Here is a 15,936-nt window from a genome sequence, read left to right as displayed (position 1 = left end):
AAAGGCCGGAAAACCCATTGAGCATAGTAAATACAAGGCGTTGAGGGATTCTGCGGAAAACCCGCGTGATGGTTGCCAAGGCGCTGACTGCCACATTCTGGCAGTCGCTTGGCAGACGGTGGCATAAGCTGGCAGCGAGATGGGTTAAGCTGCGGCCAATCCACAGGAGCAAGCATGACCCTCATCGCCACTGATTTACCCGGCAGTCGCATGCAGTCGCTGGTGTCATACCTCGAACATGACCTGCGACCGACCATCGTTCTGGACACCGACTACAACATTATCGCGGCCAACACCGCCTATCAGCGTCAGTTCGGCGTTGAAGGCACGCCACATGTGGGCGAGAAGTGTTATCGGGTGTCGCATCAGTTCGCGGTGCCGTGCGATCAGGCCGGTGAACATTGCCCGATGCGCAAGGCCCACGAAACGCGGCTTCCGGAGCGTTTGCTGCATATTCACCATACACCTCGCGGCCCTGAGCATGTGGATGTGGAGCTGCGGCCGATTCTCGATGACGGGGGTGAAGTCATCGCCTACGTCGAGCGACTGAGCTCGGTGGCCGTGGCGTCGGTTCAGCCGCAGCAGCATGGGCTGGTCGGTCGTTCAGCAGCATTCAAAGAGGTCCTGAGTGCCTTGCAACGCGCTGCACCCGCGCAGATTCCGGTGCTGCTGCAGGGTGAGTCGGGTACCGGCAAGGAATTGTTCGCTCGCGCACTGCACGCCAGCAGCGCCAGGTCCGCCGGGCCGCTGGTGGTGGTCGATTGCACCGGGCTTACGGAAACCCTGCTGGAGAGCGAGCTGTTCGGCTATGAAAAGGGCGCGTTCACCGGCGCGTTACAGCGCAAGACCGGTCTGGCCGAAGCCGCTCATGGCGGCACGTTGTTCCTTGATGAAATCGGCGAGGTGCCGCTGGCCATGCAGGTCAAGCTGTTGCGGCTGATCGAATCAGGCAGCTTCCGCCCGGTGGGCAGTCTGCGAACGGTGCATTCGGATTTTCGGCTGGTGGTGGCCACACACAAACCGCTCAAGGAGATGGTCACCAACGGCAGTTTTCGCCAGGATTTGTTTTACCGCATCAGCGCCTTCCCGATCCGTCTGCCCGCCCTGCGCGAACGCAGCGAGGACTTGCCGTTGCTGATCGACAGCCTGCTGCAACGCATCGCGCCAGGTGCTGCTCCGCGTGTCGACGCCGAGGCCATGAAGCTGCTGAGTCTGTACAGCTACCCCGGCAACATCCGCGAGCTGCGCAACATACTCGAGCGTGCCCGCCTGTTTACCGATGACGGCGTTATTCGCGTACAGGATTTACCCGCTGAAGTGCGCGGTCAGGGCGAAGAAGCGGGTGGCGTGACTTACCGCCAGCAGGACGACGGCCTGGAGAAACTCGCCCATGCACTGCGAGTGTTCAATGGCTCGCGCAGCGAACTGGCCAGAGAACTGGGGCTGAGCGAACGCACCCTGTATCGACGTTTGCGTGCCCTCGGTATTCCGCGCTGAAGCACGCACACGGCGACGCAGAGCGTCGAGAACTGCATTCCCACGCTGGAGCGTGCGGAACGATAATCGTAACTATCGTACGGCGCCCCCCCACTGGAGCGTGCGGAACGATAACCGCAACTATCGTGCGGCGCTCCCCCACTGGAGCGTGCGGAACGATCATCGCAACTATCGTACGGCGCTCCCCCACTGGAGCGTGCGGAACGATCATCGCAACTATCGTACGGCGCTCCCCCACTGGAGCGTGCGGAACGATCATCGCAACTATCGTGCGGCGCTCCGCGTCGCATGCCTTTCCGGACGCTCTGCGTCCTCCCTTGAACACGTTACTTGAACGTCACAACCCCACCGGCCAGGGATTCAACCCGCGCCAGCGATTCCACTCTATAGCCCTGTGCATCCAGTTCGGCACGGCCGCCCTGGAAGGACTTCTCGATCACGATCCCCAGCCCGGCCACGGTCGCACCGGCCTGCTTGATGATCGAGATCAGCGCCTGCGAGGCTTTGCCGTTGGCGAGGAAGTCATCGATGATCAACACGTGATCGTCGCTGCTCAGATGACGCGGCGAGATCGCCACGGTGCTCTCCACCTGCTTGGTGAATGAGTACACGGTCGCCGACAGCAGGTTTTCGGTCAGGGTCAGGGACTGGTGCTTGCGGGCGAAAATCACCGGCACGCCCATGTTCAGACCCGCCATGACGGCCGGCGCAATGCCGGAAGCTTCGATGGTCACGATTTTGGTCACGCCAGCGTCGGCGAACAGACGGGCGAATTCGTCACCAATTTCCTTCATCAAGGCCGGATCGATCTGATGGTTGAGAAACGCATCGACTTTCAGCACCTGATCGGACAATACGATGCCTTCTTCGCGAATCTTCTTGTGCAGTGCTTCCACTTCAATTCCTAGACTGCGCCATTGCGCAATAAATGATCAATTTCGTTTGTCGACTAGCGTTTCAGCATGGCGCGAATATCGGCAAGCGCGGTATTGCCGCGAACGGCTTTGACTTCCGTCGGAGTGTCGTCATTGCCTTCCCAGGCCAGGTCATCCGGGGGCAGCTCATCCAGAAAGCGGCTTGGCGCGCAGTCGATGATTTCACCGTACTGCTTGCGCTTGGCGGCGAACGTGAAGGCCAGAGTCTGCCGCGCGCGCGTAATGCCGACATAGGCAAGACGGCGCTCTTCTTCGATGGTGTCGGCTTCGATGCTGGAGCGGTGCGGCAGGATCTCTTCTTCCATGCCCATGATGAACACGTAAGGAAACTCCAGCCCCTTGGAGGCGTGCAAGGTCATCATCTGCACGCCTTCAGCACCATCTTCCTCTTCCTGCTGACGTTCAAGCATGTCGCGCAGGACCAGCTTGCCGATGGCTTCCTCGATGGTCATACCGCCTTCTTCGTCCTTTTCCAGCGTGTTTTTCAACGCCTCGATCAGGAACCAGACGTTACTCATCCGGTAATCAGCGGCCTTTTCGCTGGAGCTGTTCTGCCGCAGCCAGTTCTCGTAGTCGATGTCCATGACCATGCTGCGTAGCGCGGCAATGGGGTCGTTCTGCGCGCATTGCTGGCGCACGCCGTCCATCCAGCGCTTGAAGCGCTGCAAACGGTCGGTGTAACGGCTGTCCAGGTGCTCGCCCAGGCCGATTTCTTCGGTGGCGGCGTACATCGACACCTTGCGTTCGGTGGCGTAGTTACCGAGTTTTTCCAGCGTGGTCGAGCCGATTTCTCGACGCGGCACGTTGATGACCCGCAGGAAGGCGTTGTCGTCGTCCGGGTTCACCAGCAAACGGAAATACGCCATCAGGTCTTTCACTTCCTGGCGACCGAAGAAGCTGTTGCCGCCGGAGAGTCGATACGGCACCTGGTGGTGCTGCAATTTGAGTTCGATCAGCTTGGCCTGGTAGTTGCCGCGATACAGGATGGCGAAGTCGCTGTAGGGCCGGTCGGTGCGCAGGTGCAGGGTGAGGATTTCCATCGCCACGCGCTCGGCTTCGGCATCTTCGTTACGGCAACGGATGACACGGATTTCGTCGCCGTGGCCCATCTCGGACCACAGTTGTTTTTCGAAGGCGTGCGGGTTGTTGGAGATCAGCACGTTGGCGCAACGCAGAATACGGCTGGTGGAACGGTAGTTCTGCTCCAGCATGACCACTTTCAACGACGGGTAGTCGTCCTTGAGCAGCATCAGGTTTTCCGGTCGCGCACCACGCCAGGCGTAGATCGACTGGTCGTCGTCGCCCACCACGGTGAACTGATGGCGCGAACCGATCAGCAGTTTAACCAGCAGGTACTGGCTGGCGTTGGTGTCCTGATATTCGTCCACCAGCAGGTAGCGCACCTTGTTCTGCCATTTCTCCAGAATGTCGGCGTGTTCCTGGAACAGCTTGACCGGCAGCAGAATGAGATCATCGAAGTCCACTGCGTTATACGCCTTGAGCGTGCGCTGGTAGTGGGTGTAGACGATGGCGGCGGTCTGTTCCTTGGGGTTGCGGGCGTTTTCCAGCGCGTCGGCAGGCAGGATGAGGTCGTTTTTCCACGAACCGATCATGTTCTTGATTTCGTCGACACCGTCGTCGCCCGAATACTCTTTCTGCATGATGTCGGTCATCAGGGCCTTGACGTCGGTCTCGTCGAAGATCGAGAAGCCCGGTTTGTAGCCTAGCCGCGTGTGTTCCTTGCGGATGATGTTCAGACCCAGGTTGTGGAAGGTCGAGACCGTCAGGCCGCGTCCTTCGCCGCCTCGGAGCAGCGTACCGACGCGCTCCTTCATCTCGCGCGCGGCCTTGTTGGTAAAGGTCATGGCGACAATGTACTGGGCGCGGATGCCGCAGTTCTGGATCAGGTGCGCAATCTTGCGGGTGATCACACTGGTCTTGCCGGAACCGGCACCGGCGAGCACCAAAAGAGGGCCGCCGACGTAGTTCACGGCTTCCTGCTGCCGGGGATTGAGTCGGGACATGGCGGTATGAAGAGTCGTCTGTAAAAAAGGTCGGGCATTTTAACAGGCCCACGGGTTTGTGCAGCGGTCATCGTAGCCAGACAGTGATCGCTATCTAATTCTTCTGTTTTTGTTACATTTGCGCCGCGACGCAACGATACGTGTATTTGTCACGCTCCAGCGGGAGTGCGGCCACCGGTTTTCCTTTGCACTTAGGAAGTTAGATTGCCTACACCTGTCGAACCCTTGCGATTGCTGTTATTGGCGCACGAGCCTTTCTGGTACGCGCTGCTGCGCGATTGCCTCACTGCGCCGGGCAGCAACGTAATACTTCTGCATGGCGAGAACTGGGACGCTTTCAGCGCCGGGTACGCTAACGAGCGCAGCACCGTGCTGCTGACAACGCCCGACCTGCAGCCCAGAACCGGAACCTGCCTGCTACCCACCGTGGTTCTGCTCGAAAAGGAACCGCTGGTCGGACCGAGTGGCGTCAGTGACTGGCTGGTGCGCGATGCATTGACCGGCGATGCGCTGCGGCGCTGCCTGCGTTATGTCCACGAGCGCAGTCGCCTGGAAGACAGCCTGCGGCGTCTGGTCGGTCAGGACCCGTTGACCGGCATCGCCAATCGTCAGGGTTTTCAGGCACTGTTGACGGAGCGTCTGGCCGAGGGTGGCAGCCTGGCGCTGGGGCATCTGGATCTGGACAATTTCCGCCGCGCCAATGACTCGCTGGGGCATCAGGCGGGTGACCGACTGATTCTGCAAGTCGTGGCACGCCTGAAAAACCAGCTCGCTGCGGGCGATCAGCTTGCACGCCTGGGCGGCGACGAATTCGCCCTGTTGATTGACACCCGCACAACACCTGCACGCGCCATGCAACTGGCCGAGCGAATTACTGACGTGCTGTCCGAACCCTACTGGGTCGATGGCGAAAGCCTGCTGCTGGGTTGCAGCCTGGGCATTGCCCATTCACAAGCCCGGCCCGAAGCAGACCCGCTGATGTGGCATGCCCACATCGCCATGCGCCAGGCCAAGAGCACGCAGGGCTGCACCTTTCATCTGTTCGACGAGCGCATCAACCGCAACGCCCGCAGCCTGGCCGATCTGGAAGGCGAGCTGCGACGAGCCCTGCGCCGCGATGAACTGGAGCTGCATTATCAGCCACGGCTGTGCCTGGAGACCGGGCGCGTTGTCGGCCTGGAAGCGCTGGTACGCTGGCGCCACCAGGCGCGCGGGCTGCTGCCGCCCAGTGAATTCGTGCCATTGGCCGAGCAAAGCGGCCTGATCGTGCCGCTCGGCTACTGGGTCATTTTCCGCGCCCTGCGTGACATGCAGGCCCTGCGCGAGCAAGGATTTGCGCCATTGCATATGGCGATCAACCTGTCGTTCCGGCAATTTCAGGACAGCCAGTTGTTGCCGACACTGAGTCGCCTGATTGAGGAGCTCAGCGTCGACGCGCACTGGCTGGAGTTCGAACTGACCGAAACTGCCGTCATGCGCCGCAGCGATCAGGTCCTGCAGACCATGGACGCAATGCGGCGGCTGGGTGTGCGCTTCTCGCTGGATGATTTCGGTACGGGCTATTCATCGTTCATGCACCTCAACAGCCTGCCCATCGCGCTGCTCAAGATCGACATGGGCTTTGTCGGGCAGATGGAGCTACGCGAAGAGAACCGCAAGCTGGTCAACGCCATGATCAAGCTGGCCCACAACCTGAACCTGGAAGTAGTCGCCGAGGGCGTCGAAACCGCCGGGCAACTGGAGTTGCTGCGCGATTTCGGCTGCGACCAGGTGCAGGGTTATCTGATCAGCAGGCCGCTGCCGATAGCGGATCTGGTGGCTTACCTGCGCTCGGAAGCCGCCAATACGGGTGCATCAAACTCCGGATGACGGCGCGCCGGATCAGGCCGGCACCGCCAACCCGGCTGCCTCCCGACGCAACAGGCGAGCCGTCTTCCATTCAAACGCATAGGTCAGCGCCACGGCCGAGCAGAACAGACCCAGCGCCAGCCCCCACCAGACGCCTGAAGCACCGGCATCGGTAGAAAAGCCGAGCAACCATGCGGCAGGCGCGGCAATCAGCCAGTAACAGCCCAGACCGATCAGGAACGTGGTGCGCGCATCCTTGAGCCCGCGAATCGCCCCCATCGCAATCGTCTGAGTACCGTCGAAGAACTCGAACAGGGCCGCAATGGCCAGCAGTTTTGCGGCCAGCACGACAATCTCGGCAAAGGCCGGGTCATTGATATCCAGAAACAGGCCGATGACCACATTAGGCGCCAGCCAGAACAGCAACCCGAACATCAGCATCACGCAGCCGCCAAAACCGATGCCCAGACGGCCCGCCACGCGCACCATCAACAGGTTGCCCGCGCCATAATGCTGGCCGATACGCATGGTTACCGCATAGGACATTCCCACCGGAACCATGAACGCCATGGACACTGTCTGCAGGGCGATCTGGTGCGCGGCCATTTGCGTACTGCCCATTGCCCCCATGCAGAACGCTGCGAAGGTAAACAGGCCGACTTCCACCGCATAGGTCCCGCCAATCGGCAGGCCGAGACGCCAGAGTTCTTTCAGGTGGGTGCGCGACAGCTTCGAAAGCCCCTTGCTGATCGGGTACGCCGCGTAGGCCGGATGGCGCTTGATATGCAGTGCCAGCGCCAAGGCCATGCAGTTGGTCACGATCGCGGTCACCAGCCCGATGCCCATCAGCCCCAGATTCGGCAGCCCGAGCCATTGATGAATCATCGCGTAATTGAGCACGAAGTTTGCGCCCGCACCGGCCAGACTGATGGTCATCACCGGCCCCGCACGCCCGAGTGCACTGGTGAAGCCGCGCAGTGCCATGAAGCTGAGCAAGCCAGGCAGGGCAAAGGGCAGGGTGATCAGAAACTGGGCAGCCATATGCACGTTGGCTTCGGCCTGACCGAACTGCAACAGGATGGGCTCGAGGTTCCACAGCAGCAGCGCAGCAACCAGCGCCATGCCCCACGCCAGCCACAGACCGGCCTGGGTCAGGCGCGTCGCACCTTCGGTATCACCTGCACCATGGCGAATCGCGACCAGCGTGCCGACCGCAGCCATCACGCCCACGCAAAAGAATGAAACAAAGCTGTACGTGGCCGCACCCAGGCCACCGCCTGCCAGCGCCTCCGGGCCGATCTTGCCCATCATCACCGTGTCGGTGAACACCATCAGCATGTGCGCCATCTGCGATGCAATCAGCGGCCCGGCAAGGCGCAGGATGATCCAGAGTTCTTTAAGTGCGGGCTGCATGTGGGCGGTGCTCTACGGCGGAGTTCGGATGAGCGCCTATTCTGGGCGGTTGGACGCGCAAGCACAAAACGATAAACCTGATGCGCTGCATGAGTAAAACTCATCTGAGACGATTTGCAGTAAAGTAGCCACTCATCGCCAGCAGGAAGCGCCATATGCCTCGCAGTCTCCCCCCTCTTTATGCACTAAGGGCGTTTGAAGCTGCGGCGCGGCATACGTCGTTCACGCGAGCGGCCGAGGAGCTTTCGATCACTCAAAGTGCAGTAAGCCGTCACATCCGCACGCTGGAAGAGCACTTTGCCTGTCGTTTGTTTCAGCGCAACGGGCGCAACTTGCAACTGACTGAATCAGCGCGTGCGCTGTTGCCCGGCGTGCGTGATGGGTTTCTGGCGCTTGAGCGAGCCTGCAGCACCTTGCAGACCGACGAAGGCATTCTGCGCATGAAAGCGCCATCGACGCTGACCATGCGCTGGTTGCTGGCGCGGCTCAGTCGCTTCCGTCATCTGCAAGTAGGCAACGAGGTGCAGCTGACCAGCGCCTGGATGGATATCGATGCCGTGGACTTTACTCTGGAGCCTTTCGACTGCGCGATTTTACTCAGTCACGGGCATTTCCCCTCGGACTGGGAAGCCACTTTGCTGTTCCCGGAGCTGTTGATTCCGGTGGGGGCACCTACGTTGTTGAAGGACCCGCCATGGGACGTGAAGCGGCTGGCCAAGGCCGAGTTGCTGCATCCCACCCCTGACCGGCGTGACTGGCGCACCTGGCTGAACCGCATGGGGCTGGCCGATCAGGTGTCGCTCAAAGGCGGGCAGGTGTTCGATACGCTTGAGCTGGGAATGATTGCAGCAGCACGCGGTTACGGCGTATCGATGGGCGACTTACTTATGGTCGCCGAAGACGTGGCGCAGGCCCGTCTGAGCCTGCCGTGGCGCACCGCGGTATTCAGCGGAGAAAATTATTATCTGGTCTGGCCGCGCACAAGGCCCGGCGCAGAGAGGTTGCGTCGCCTCAGCGATTTTCTGCAGACGGAAGTCAACGCTATGGAGTTGCCGTTAGTTGAAGTACTGCATTAAAAATTAGTTTAGTATTGAACTGCCATCATTGGTTAATGTCGCGACCGTTACTCAAGTAACGACTCTGGTGGCCGAAGCACTGCTTAACGAATGCCTGTTCAGGCAGCTTAAAACACTCATTAATTTGTTCGCTGAATGGTAAGCCACGGATCAGGCAACTCCAATCATTCGGCATGGAGTCTCTATGTCCAAGCCCCGTACCCGAATTGCCTCGCAACTCGGTATTGCTCTGGCCGTGATCCTGGCTGTGGTTATCAGCGGCAGCACCCTGTTCGCGTTAAGGTCTCTGGACGCGTCCAACCTGGTCATTCGCGAAGAGCACATGTCGAGCGAAGCCAGATTGCTCGCCGACCAGTTGAGCACGTTCCACAGCACCCTGCGCGATAGCACTCAGCGCCTCAGTGGTCTGTTCGAAAAGCGCTTTGCCGGTGGCCTGAACCTGCAACCCGACAAACCGGTCACGGTAGCGGGCACTTCCACGCCAGGCCTGTTTCTGCGTGATACCGCACTGAACAACGATTTTGCCGAGGTTGATGAATTCCGCTCGATGACCGCGGGCGTGGCGACGATTTTCGTGCGCAGCGGCGACGACTTCGTCCGTATCAGCACCTCTCTGAGCAAACAGGATGGCACGCGCGCCATCGGTACCGTGCTGGATCGCAAGGGCGCAGCCTACGAGCGTTTGATCGCCGGTCAGAGCTATGTGGGCAAAGCGGTGTTGTTTGATCGCTATTACATGACTCAGTACAGCCCGGTTCGCGACAGCAGCGGCAAGATCATTGCGGCGCTGTTTGTGGGCTTCGATTACACCGACGCACAGAAAACCCAGTTCGATAACCTCAAGAGCTTTCGCATTGGCTCTACCGGCTCGCTGGCACTGCTGGACGAAAAAGGTGCCTGGCTGGTTCCGCCGGCGGGCGTCAAATCTCTGGACGGTGCAGCGAAGTCCGTTGCCGACCTCGCCAGCAAACCGGGCAAGGCGCAGTTCTGGGATGACGGCGATGACGACTACTACAGCGTTGGCCAGCCGTTCGCCGGCGGCCCCTGGACCGTCATCGCCAGCATGCCGCGTGACGAAATCAGTGAAGTGACCTGGAACGTCGGCACCCAGCTGGCCATCGGCAGTGTGCTGGCCATGCTGATCGCAGTGATCAGCGCGATCTGGCTACTGCGCAGCAAGCTGCGTCCACTGTCCGAACTGGTACGCCAGGCCGATGCATTGGGTGCGGGCGACCTGAGCGTACGCCTCAATGTGACCAGCAACGACGAGATCGGGCAACTGTCGGGCAGCTTCAACAAGATGAGCGAAGCGCTGTCATCAATGGTGTCGCATATCCGCACCGCGGCGCAGGAAGTCAGCACGCGCGCCCACGCATTGTCCGGCCTGTCCGGCGGCGCGTTCGAGGGCATGGAGCAACAGTCCGGCGAGATCACCAGCATGGCCGGTGCCGTCGAGGAGTTCAGCGCCACGTCGATGAACATCGCTGACAACATGAGCAATACCGAGCGTCTGGCACAGGAAAATGCGCAGCAGACGCGCATTGGTCGTACCTCGATGGACGAGGCGTCTTCATCGCTGCAACAGATCGCAACCTCGCTGAGCAGTACAGCAACGGTCATCGACACACTGGGCCAGCGTTCGCAGGAGATCGGCAGCATTGTCGGGGTGATTACCTCGATTGCCGACCAGACCAACCTGCTGGCACTCAACGCCGCCATCGAGGCCGCACGTGCCGGTGAACAAGGCCGCGGCTTTGCCGTGGTGGCCGATGAAGTGCGCAGCCTGGCTTCTCGTACCCGTGAAGCGACGGACGAAATCTCCGGCATGATCGCCAGCATTCAGCAGGAAACCGGCAACGCCATCAGCACCATGCAACAGGGCAACACCCTGATGCAGGAAGGCCTGTCGCTTAACGCCAAAGTGGCCTCGGCACTGGCCCAGATCGACGAACAAAGCCGCTCGGCCGGTCACCAGTTCGCCGCCATCACCACCGCCACCCAGGAACAAAGCAGCACCGCCACCATGCTCAGCAGCAACCTGCAAAGCATCGCCATGGCCAACAGCGAACAGCGCCAGGTGATGTCCAACCTGGCGGTCACCGCTCAGGAGCTGAATGGGTTGGCGACAGAACTGCGTAACGAGGTTGACCGGTTCCGTTGATGGCTGCTGGAAGCCTCACGACTATCGTGCCGATGCTCCGCGTCGGAGAGCGATAAGTGCTCTCAAGAACACCATCGTACCCATGCTCCGCGTGGGTATGCCGTTCTGGACGCTCCGCGTCCGGTCTTGCGTTTGCGGTGCGGCGCAGACTTGTGACGCAGAGCGTCACGAACGGCATTCCCACGCTGGAGCGTGCGGAACGATAATCCCAACTGTCGTGCCGAAGTTCTTCAGCCATCGTGCGACGCTCCGCGTCGCATGCCGTTCTGGACGCTCCGCGTCCGGTCTTGCGTTTGTGGTGCGGCGCAGACTTGTGACGCAGAGCGTCACCCAAGGCATTCCCATGCTGGAGCGTGCGGAACGATAATCCAACTGTCGTGCCGAAGCTCTTCAGCCATCGTGCGACGCTCCCGCGTCCGGTCTTGCATTTGCGGTGCGGATTTATGACACTTTTATTTCAATGAATCCCACCCTGTGCGATGCTGGCGCCAAGGCCAATAGCCGACTAAAAGCTTAGTAGAGCGTTACACCCTTTCCCCGCTCGCTACATGCACATCTTTCAATTCATCGCCTGAACGGGCAAACCTCAGGGGGCTTTCAGCATGCTGACCCTGCTCGATTTGCTATCTGCCGTCGCCCTGCTGATCTGGGGCACGCATATCGTGCGCACTGGCATCCTTCGTGTTTACGGTGCACAACTTCGTCGTTTACTCAGCCAGAACATGTCCAAGCGACCACTGGCGTTCATCGCCGGCATTCTGGTGACAGCCATGGTGCAGAGCAGCAACGCCACCGCCATGCTGGTGACGTCGTTTGTCGGCCAGGGGCTGATGACGCTGACGCCTGCGCTGGTGATCATGCTTGGCGCCGATGTCGGCACCGCATTGATGTCCCGCGTGCTGACGTTCGATCTGTCATGGCTGTCGCCGTTGCTGATCTTCCTTGGCGTAGTGTTTTTCCTGTCGCGCAAGCAGACCCGTGCCGGTCAACTGGGACGGGTCGGTATCGGCCTGGGCCTGATCGTGCTGGCGCTGCAATTGATCGTCGCAGCGGCTGCACCGATCACCCAGGCGGCCGGGGTCAAGGTGCTGTTTGCCTCGTTGACCGGCGACCTTCTGCTGGATGCGCTGGTCGGTGCCATGTTTGCGCTGATCTCCTATTCCAGCCTCGCGGCAGTTCTGCTGACAGCCACCTTGGCGGGCACGGAAGTCATTGGCTTGCCGGTGGCGATCGGCCTGGTGATCGGGGCCAACATCGGCAGCGGCCTGCTGGCCTTTCTCAGTACCAGCATGCAGAACGTCGCCGGTCGGCAGGTGGCGCTGGGCAGTCTGTTGTACAAGCTGTTCGGCCTGTTGCTGATCTTTCCGGTGCTCGACCCGCTGGTTGCCTGGATCGACACGCTGGGCTTTCGTCCGCAGGAGTTGGTGATTGGCTTTCACCTGATCTACAACACGTTGCGCTGCCTGATCATGCTGCCTACCGTTGGCCCGATGGCGCGGTTGTGCGCGGCCTTGGCTGCCGCAGCAGAACGAGGTCGGTGGCCTGGCCAAACCTCGCCATCTGGACCTGACCGCATTGTCGACGCCCAGCCTGGCCCTGGCCAACGCGGTGCGCGAAACCCTGCGCATGGGCGACTTGATCGAGAGCATGCTGGGCTCGATGCTGGCGGTGCTGCGCGGCACGCAGACGGCGGTCACTCAGGAAGTGCGCCGCCTCAACGATGACGTGGAAGCGCTCTACAGCGCGATCAAGCTATACCTGGCGCAGATGCCGCGTGAGGACCTCGGCGAGCACGATAACCGGCGCTGGGCCGAGATCATCGAGCTGACCATCAATCTGGAACTGGCCAGTGGCCTGATCGAACGCATGCTGCGCAAGATCCAGCAGCAGAAGACCTCGCACCGCCGCTCATTCTCGGAAGTCGGCCTGGAAGAACTCGCCGATCTGCAGATCCAGTTGCAGTCGAACCTGCGTCTGGGGCTCTCGGTGTTCCTCAGCGGTGACGAGGAAAGCGCGCGTCAATTACTGCGTGAAAACGCCGTTTTCGAGCCCAGGAACGCCGTCTGGCGCATGCTCACGTCAGCCGCCTGCGGCAGAAGGTTGTGCAGAGTATCGAGACCAGTTCGCTGCACCTGGAACTGATTGCCGACATGAAACGCCTGAACTCGCTGTTTTGCAGCAGCGCTTATGTGGTACTGGAAACGGCCGACACCGGGGCCTTGTCGAGCGAGAGCGAGCCCGAACGATCACTATGAACGTAAGGGCCGAGGTGAAGTCTGTTAAACATACCGGCCCGCCAGGAAAGCTGTTTTATGCGTTGCCTGCTGTTCGCTTGTCTGCTCCTCGGTTCACTCCCTTCGTTTGCCCTTGACCGCCTTCAGGTCGAGGGCTATCTGCTGCCCAATGGTTTGCAAGTCCTTCTCAAGCCCGGTTCCGAAAAGGGTCACGTCGCCATCCGGCTGGTGGTAGGCATCGGTTTCGATGACTTCCCCTGTCAGGACAAGGAGCTGCCGCACCTGCTGGAACACTTGCTGTTCAGCGGCGTGGATGACAGCGGTGAGGGGGGGCTGGAGGAGCGCATGCAGGCACTGGGCGGCGAGTGGAACGCCTTCACCAGCAACGCCGATACCACCTTCGTGATTGAAGCGCCTGCGCGCAACCAGCGCAAGGTGCTCGACCTGCTGCTGGAGATCATGACCAGAACCGAACTCAGCCAGGCACGACTGGACGGCGTCAAACGAGTCGTAGAACGAGAAGACGGCGGGCATTTTTCGCACTTGCAGCGCCTGCTTGACCAGCGTGATTCCGGGCGCAGCGCCAGCAGCCAGCTGGCGGTGGAGCTGGGCCTCAAATGCGCTGAACGTCCCGAGGTGGACGGCATCCAGCTGGAGCACATCGAAGACGTCTTCGCCAACTGGTACGCCCCCAACAACATGACGCTGATTGTGGTGGGTGATCTGGACAAGCTGCTGCCAGCCTATCTGGAGCGCACCTACGGCAAACTGGCACCCACCGACCCCATCGATCACCCGCCGCTGGCGCAAAGCACGGGTTCAGCCGAGCCGCGACGCGAGCTTGAGCGCGGCGGGCTGGGCGAGAGTGCCAAGCTGCACCTGATCTACCCCGAGCCACAACTTGACGACCAGCACGACGAAACCTGGGAGCTGGTCAAAGCCTATCTTGACTGGACGCTCTACACTGAGCTGCGTCTGAAACACAGCTTGTCGTACGGTCCTTCTGCCGAGCGGGAAGTGTTCGGCGATGTCGGGTTTTTGAGCCTGAATGCCGATGTCGAACGTGACGATGCCGATGAAGCCGAGCGGGACATCCGCAGTTTGGTCGAGCGCCTGCAAAAAGACGGCATGCAGCCCGCTACATTTGCGCGGTTGCAACAGCTCGCCATCGACCGGCAATCGTGGGCCACACAAGGCAATAGTGCGCTGGCCGACTATTATTGGAGCGCGCTCAATGATTACGAAAACGGGCGCTTCGAAGACCCGGCCAAACGCATCAAGGCGGTGAAACTGGAGACAGCCAGTCAGGCCATGCGCCAGCTGCTCGCCCAGCCGGGCTACATGCGAATTGAAAAGCCTCTGTTCAGTTATGACGGCCTGTATTGGCTGATTGGTGGGGTGCTGGGCCTGATAGCCTTGTTGGCCGTGTGGCGCTGGCGTGTACGCAATAAATAGAATGCTGACGCCGAACTGCATTGGTGGTGTTGGCTGCGCGCCGCGCTTGTTACGCTGCGCGGTTTTTTGTATGAACAGAACCGAGTGAACCCCCGAATGTTTGACGTGAACCGCTATGTGACGCCCGTGCTCAACTTGATGCAGCGCTATCCGGGGCTCATTGCGGCGTTTGGTTTCGTTTCAGGTATCGCCAGTTTTATCCTGGTTGACCGCCAGGCAGGGCTGGCCACCTGGATCGCCGTGGTGATGCTGATCAGCTGGCTGTGGCTGATGGTCGAAAACACCATGGTCGGGCTGCTCAACAAGGCGCTGGGCCGCGAGATTCCGCAGGGTTTGCTGCGCTACGGCACGCAGATGATCCATCAGGAAAGCCTGTTTTTCGTGTTGCCGTTCTTTTTCATCACCACCACCTGGAACAGTGGTCAGGCGGTATTCACTACGGTGCTTGGCGCCGCCGGGCTGATCTCGATCATCGACCCTCTCTACTACAAGTGGCTGGCGCCCAGACGCTGGCTGTTCATGACGTTGCACACTCTGACACTGTTCGCGGCACTGCTGACCGCGCTGCCGATCATCCTGCACCTGACCACCGCCGAGAGTTACAAACTGGCGCTGGGCGTGGCGATGCTGCTGTCGGCACCCAGCCTGATGTCGAACTTCCCGCTCAACACCTGGCGCAGCGCACTGGCCGTGATCAGCATCATCCTGGCCATCGGCGCGGCGGGCTGGTTGCTGCGCTCCTGGGTGCCGCCTGCGACGCTCTGGTTGACCGAAGTGGCGGTCAGCCCGGACTTCGATAACAAGAACCGCACACCAGGCGACAGTATTTCGCTGATCAGCGCCAAACAGCTGCGCAACGGCGGCCTGTATGCGTATACCGCTATCAATGCGCCGCGCGGTCTGGACGAGCGTATCTACCATGTGTGGTGGCATGAAGGCGAAGAGATGGACCGGATCGCGCTGGACATTCACGGCGGACGCAAGGAAGGCTATCGCGCCTGGACACGCAAACAGAACTTCCCGGAGGACGTGACAGGGCGCTGGCAGGTGAGGGTGCTGACCGAGGACGGCCAGATGATCGGCGTGCTGCGCTTTGTGGTCACTGACAACGATCAACCGGCCGTGAAACGACCTACAGGCCGGATAATCAAACTCAAGCCGGGCGGCGACTCGGCTGAGGAAGCCACACCTGAATCTGCACCCGCCGATCAGCCGAAGCAGGAAAAGCAGGAGGCAGCGCCTGCCGAGTCGGCACCTGCGGAATCTGCACCTCAGGCTCCGGCGCAGTGAGCT

General features: G+C 60.5%; 9 protein-coding genes and 1 pseudogene. 7 read left to right on the top strand and 3 right to left on the bottom strand.

The window, feature by feature from the left end:
- Positions 1-174 precede the first annotated feature (174 nt).
- Positions 175-1,497, top strand: a complete 1,323-nt coding sequence (locus AC4ANE_RS00380) for a sigma-54 interaction domain-containing protein (RefSeq protein WP_002551389.1) — start codon at positions 175-177, stop codon at positions 1,495-1,497.
- Positions 1,498-1,823: 326 nt separating this feature from the next.
- Here the strand turns inward: AC4ANE_RS00380 and AC4ANE_RS00375 are convergent, their stop codons facing one another.
- Positions 1,824-2,393, bottom strand: coding sequence for a xanthine phosphoribosyltransferase (locus AC4ANE_RS00375; RefSeq protein ID WP_002551388.1), 570 nt, complete (start codon positions 2,391-2,393; stop codon positions 1,824-1,826).
- A 53-nt stretch (positions 2,394-2,446) separates the two neighbouring features.
- Positions 2,447-4,456: a DNA helicase Rep gene (gene rep / locus AC4ANE_RS00370; protein ID WP_004660029.1), complete on the bottom strand. Its 2,010-nt coding sequence runs from the start codon at positions 4,454-4,456 to the stop codon at positions 2,447-2,449.
- Positions 4,457-4,660: 204 nt separating this feature from the next.
- On the opposite strand from rep, the gene AC4ANE_RS00365 reads away from it, so the two are divergent.
- A complete protein-coding gene (locus AC4ANE_RS00365; RefSeq protein ID WP_002551386.1) occupies positions 4,661-6,325 on the top strand; it encodes a putative bifunctional diguanylate cyclase/phosphodiesterase in 1,665 nt (554 codons plus the stop codon).
- A 12-nt stretch (positions 6,326-6,337) separates the two neighbouring features.
- Here AC4ANE_RS00365 and AC4ANE_RS00360 read toward each other — a convergent pair whose 3' ends face one another.
- Entirely contained in the window at positions 6,338-7,717 is a 1,380-nt protein-coding gene (locus tag AC4ANE_RS00360) for a NorM family multidrug efflux MATE transporter (RefSeq protein ID WP_002551385.1), read from the bottom strand.
- Between the two features lie 155 nt (positions 7,718-7,872).
- Between AC4ANE_RS00360 and AC4ANE_RS00355 the strand changes: the two genes are divergently transcribed.
- The 5 genes and pseudogenes from AC4ANE_RS00355 (at position 7,873) to AC4ANE_RS00335 (ending at position 15,933) form a co-directional block, all read left to right on the top strand.
- A complete protein-coding gene (locus AC4ANE_RS00355; protein WP_002551384.1) occupies positions 7,873-8,793 on the top strand; it encodes a LysR substrate-binding domain-containing protein in 921 nt (306 codons plus the stop codon).
- Between the two features lie 184 nt (positions 8,794-8,977).
- Positions 8,978-10,954 carry a methyl-accepting chemotaxis protein gene (locus tag AC4ANE_RS00350; RefSeq protein WP_057442615.1) on the top strand — a complete coding sequence of 659 codons (1,977 nt, stop codon included), beginning with the start codon at positions 8,978-8,980 and terminating at the stop codon, positions 10,952-10,954.
- 602 nt (positions 10,955-11,556) lie between these two features.
- Positions 11,557-13,209, top strand: a pseudogene (locus AC4ANE_RS00345) (Na/Pi cotransporter family protein).
- Positions 13,210-13,266: 57 nt separating this feature from the next.
- Complete coding sequence (locus AC4ANE_RS00340; RefSeq protein ID WP_002551379.1) at positions 13,267-14,643, top strand: M16 family metallopeptidase; 1,377 nt, start codon at positions 13,267-13,269, stop codon at positions 14,641-14,643.
- 96 nt (positions 14,644-14,739) lie between these two features.
- A complete protein-coding gene (locus AC4ANE_RS00335) occupies positions 14,740-15,933 on the top strand; it encodes a DUF5924 family protein (RefSeq protein WP_002551378.1) in 1,194 nt (397 codons plus the stop codon).
- Positions 15,934-15,936: the final 3 nt, after the last annotated feature.

Source organism: Pseudomonas sp. Pme6b (assembly GCF_058129925.1).
The sequence above is the reverse complement of the archived record's forward strand: the minus strand, read 5'-3'. Positions and strand labels throughout refer to the sequence as shown.

Coding starts and splice junctions, on each gene's coding strand:
- AC4ANE_RS00335 (WP_002551378.1), top strand. CDS start 14,740: ATGTTTGACGTGAACCGCTATGTGACGCCCGTGCTCAACTTGATGCAG.
- AC4ANE_RS00360 (WP_002551385.1), bottom strand. CDS start 7,717: ATGCAGCCCGCACTTAAAGAACTCTGGATCATCCTGCGCCTTGCCGGG.
- AC4ANE_RS00380 (WP_002551389.1), top strand. CDS start 175: ATGACCCTCATCGCCACTGATTTACCCGGCAGTCGCATGCAGTCGCTG.
- AC4ANE_RS00340 (WP_002551379.1), top strand. CDS start 13,267: ATGCGTTGCCTGCTGTTCGCTTGTCTGCTCCTCGGTTCACTCCCTTCG.
- rep (WP_004660029.1), bottom strand. CDS start 4,456: ATGTCCCGACTCAATCCCCGGCAGCAGGAAGCCGTGAACTACGTCGGC.
- AC4ANE_RS00355 (WP_002551384.1), top strand. CDS start 7,873: ATGCCTCGCAGTCTCCCCCCTCTTTATGCACTAAGGGCGTTTGAAGCT.
- AC4ANE_RS00350 (WP_057442615.1), top strand. CDS start 8,978: ATGTCCAAGCCCCGTACCCGAATTGCCTCGCAACTCGGTATTGCTCTG.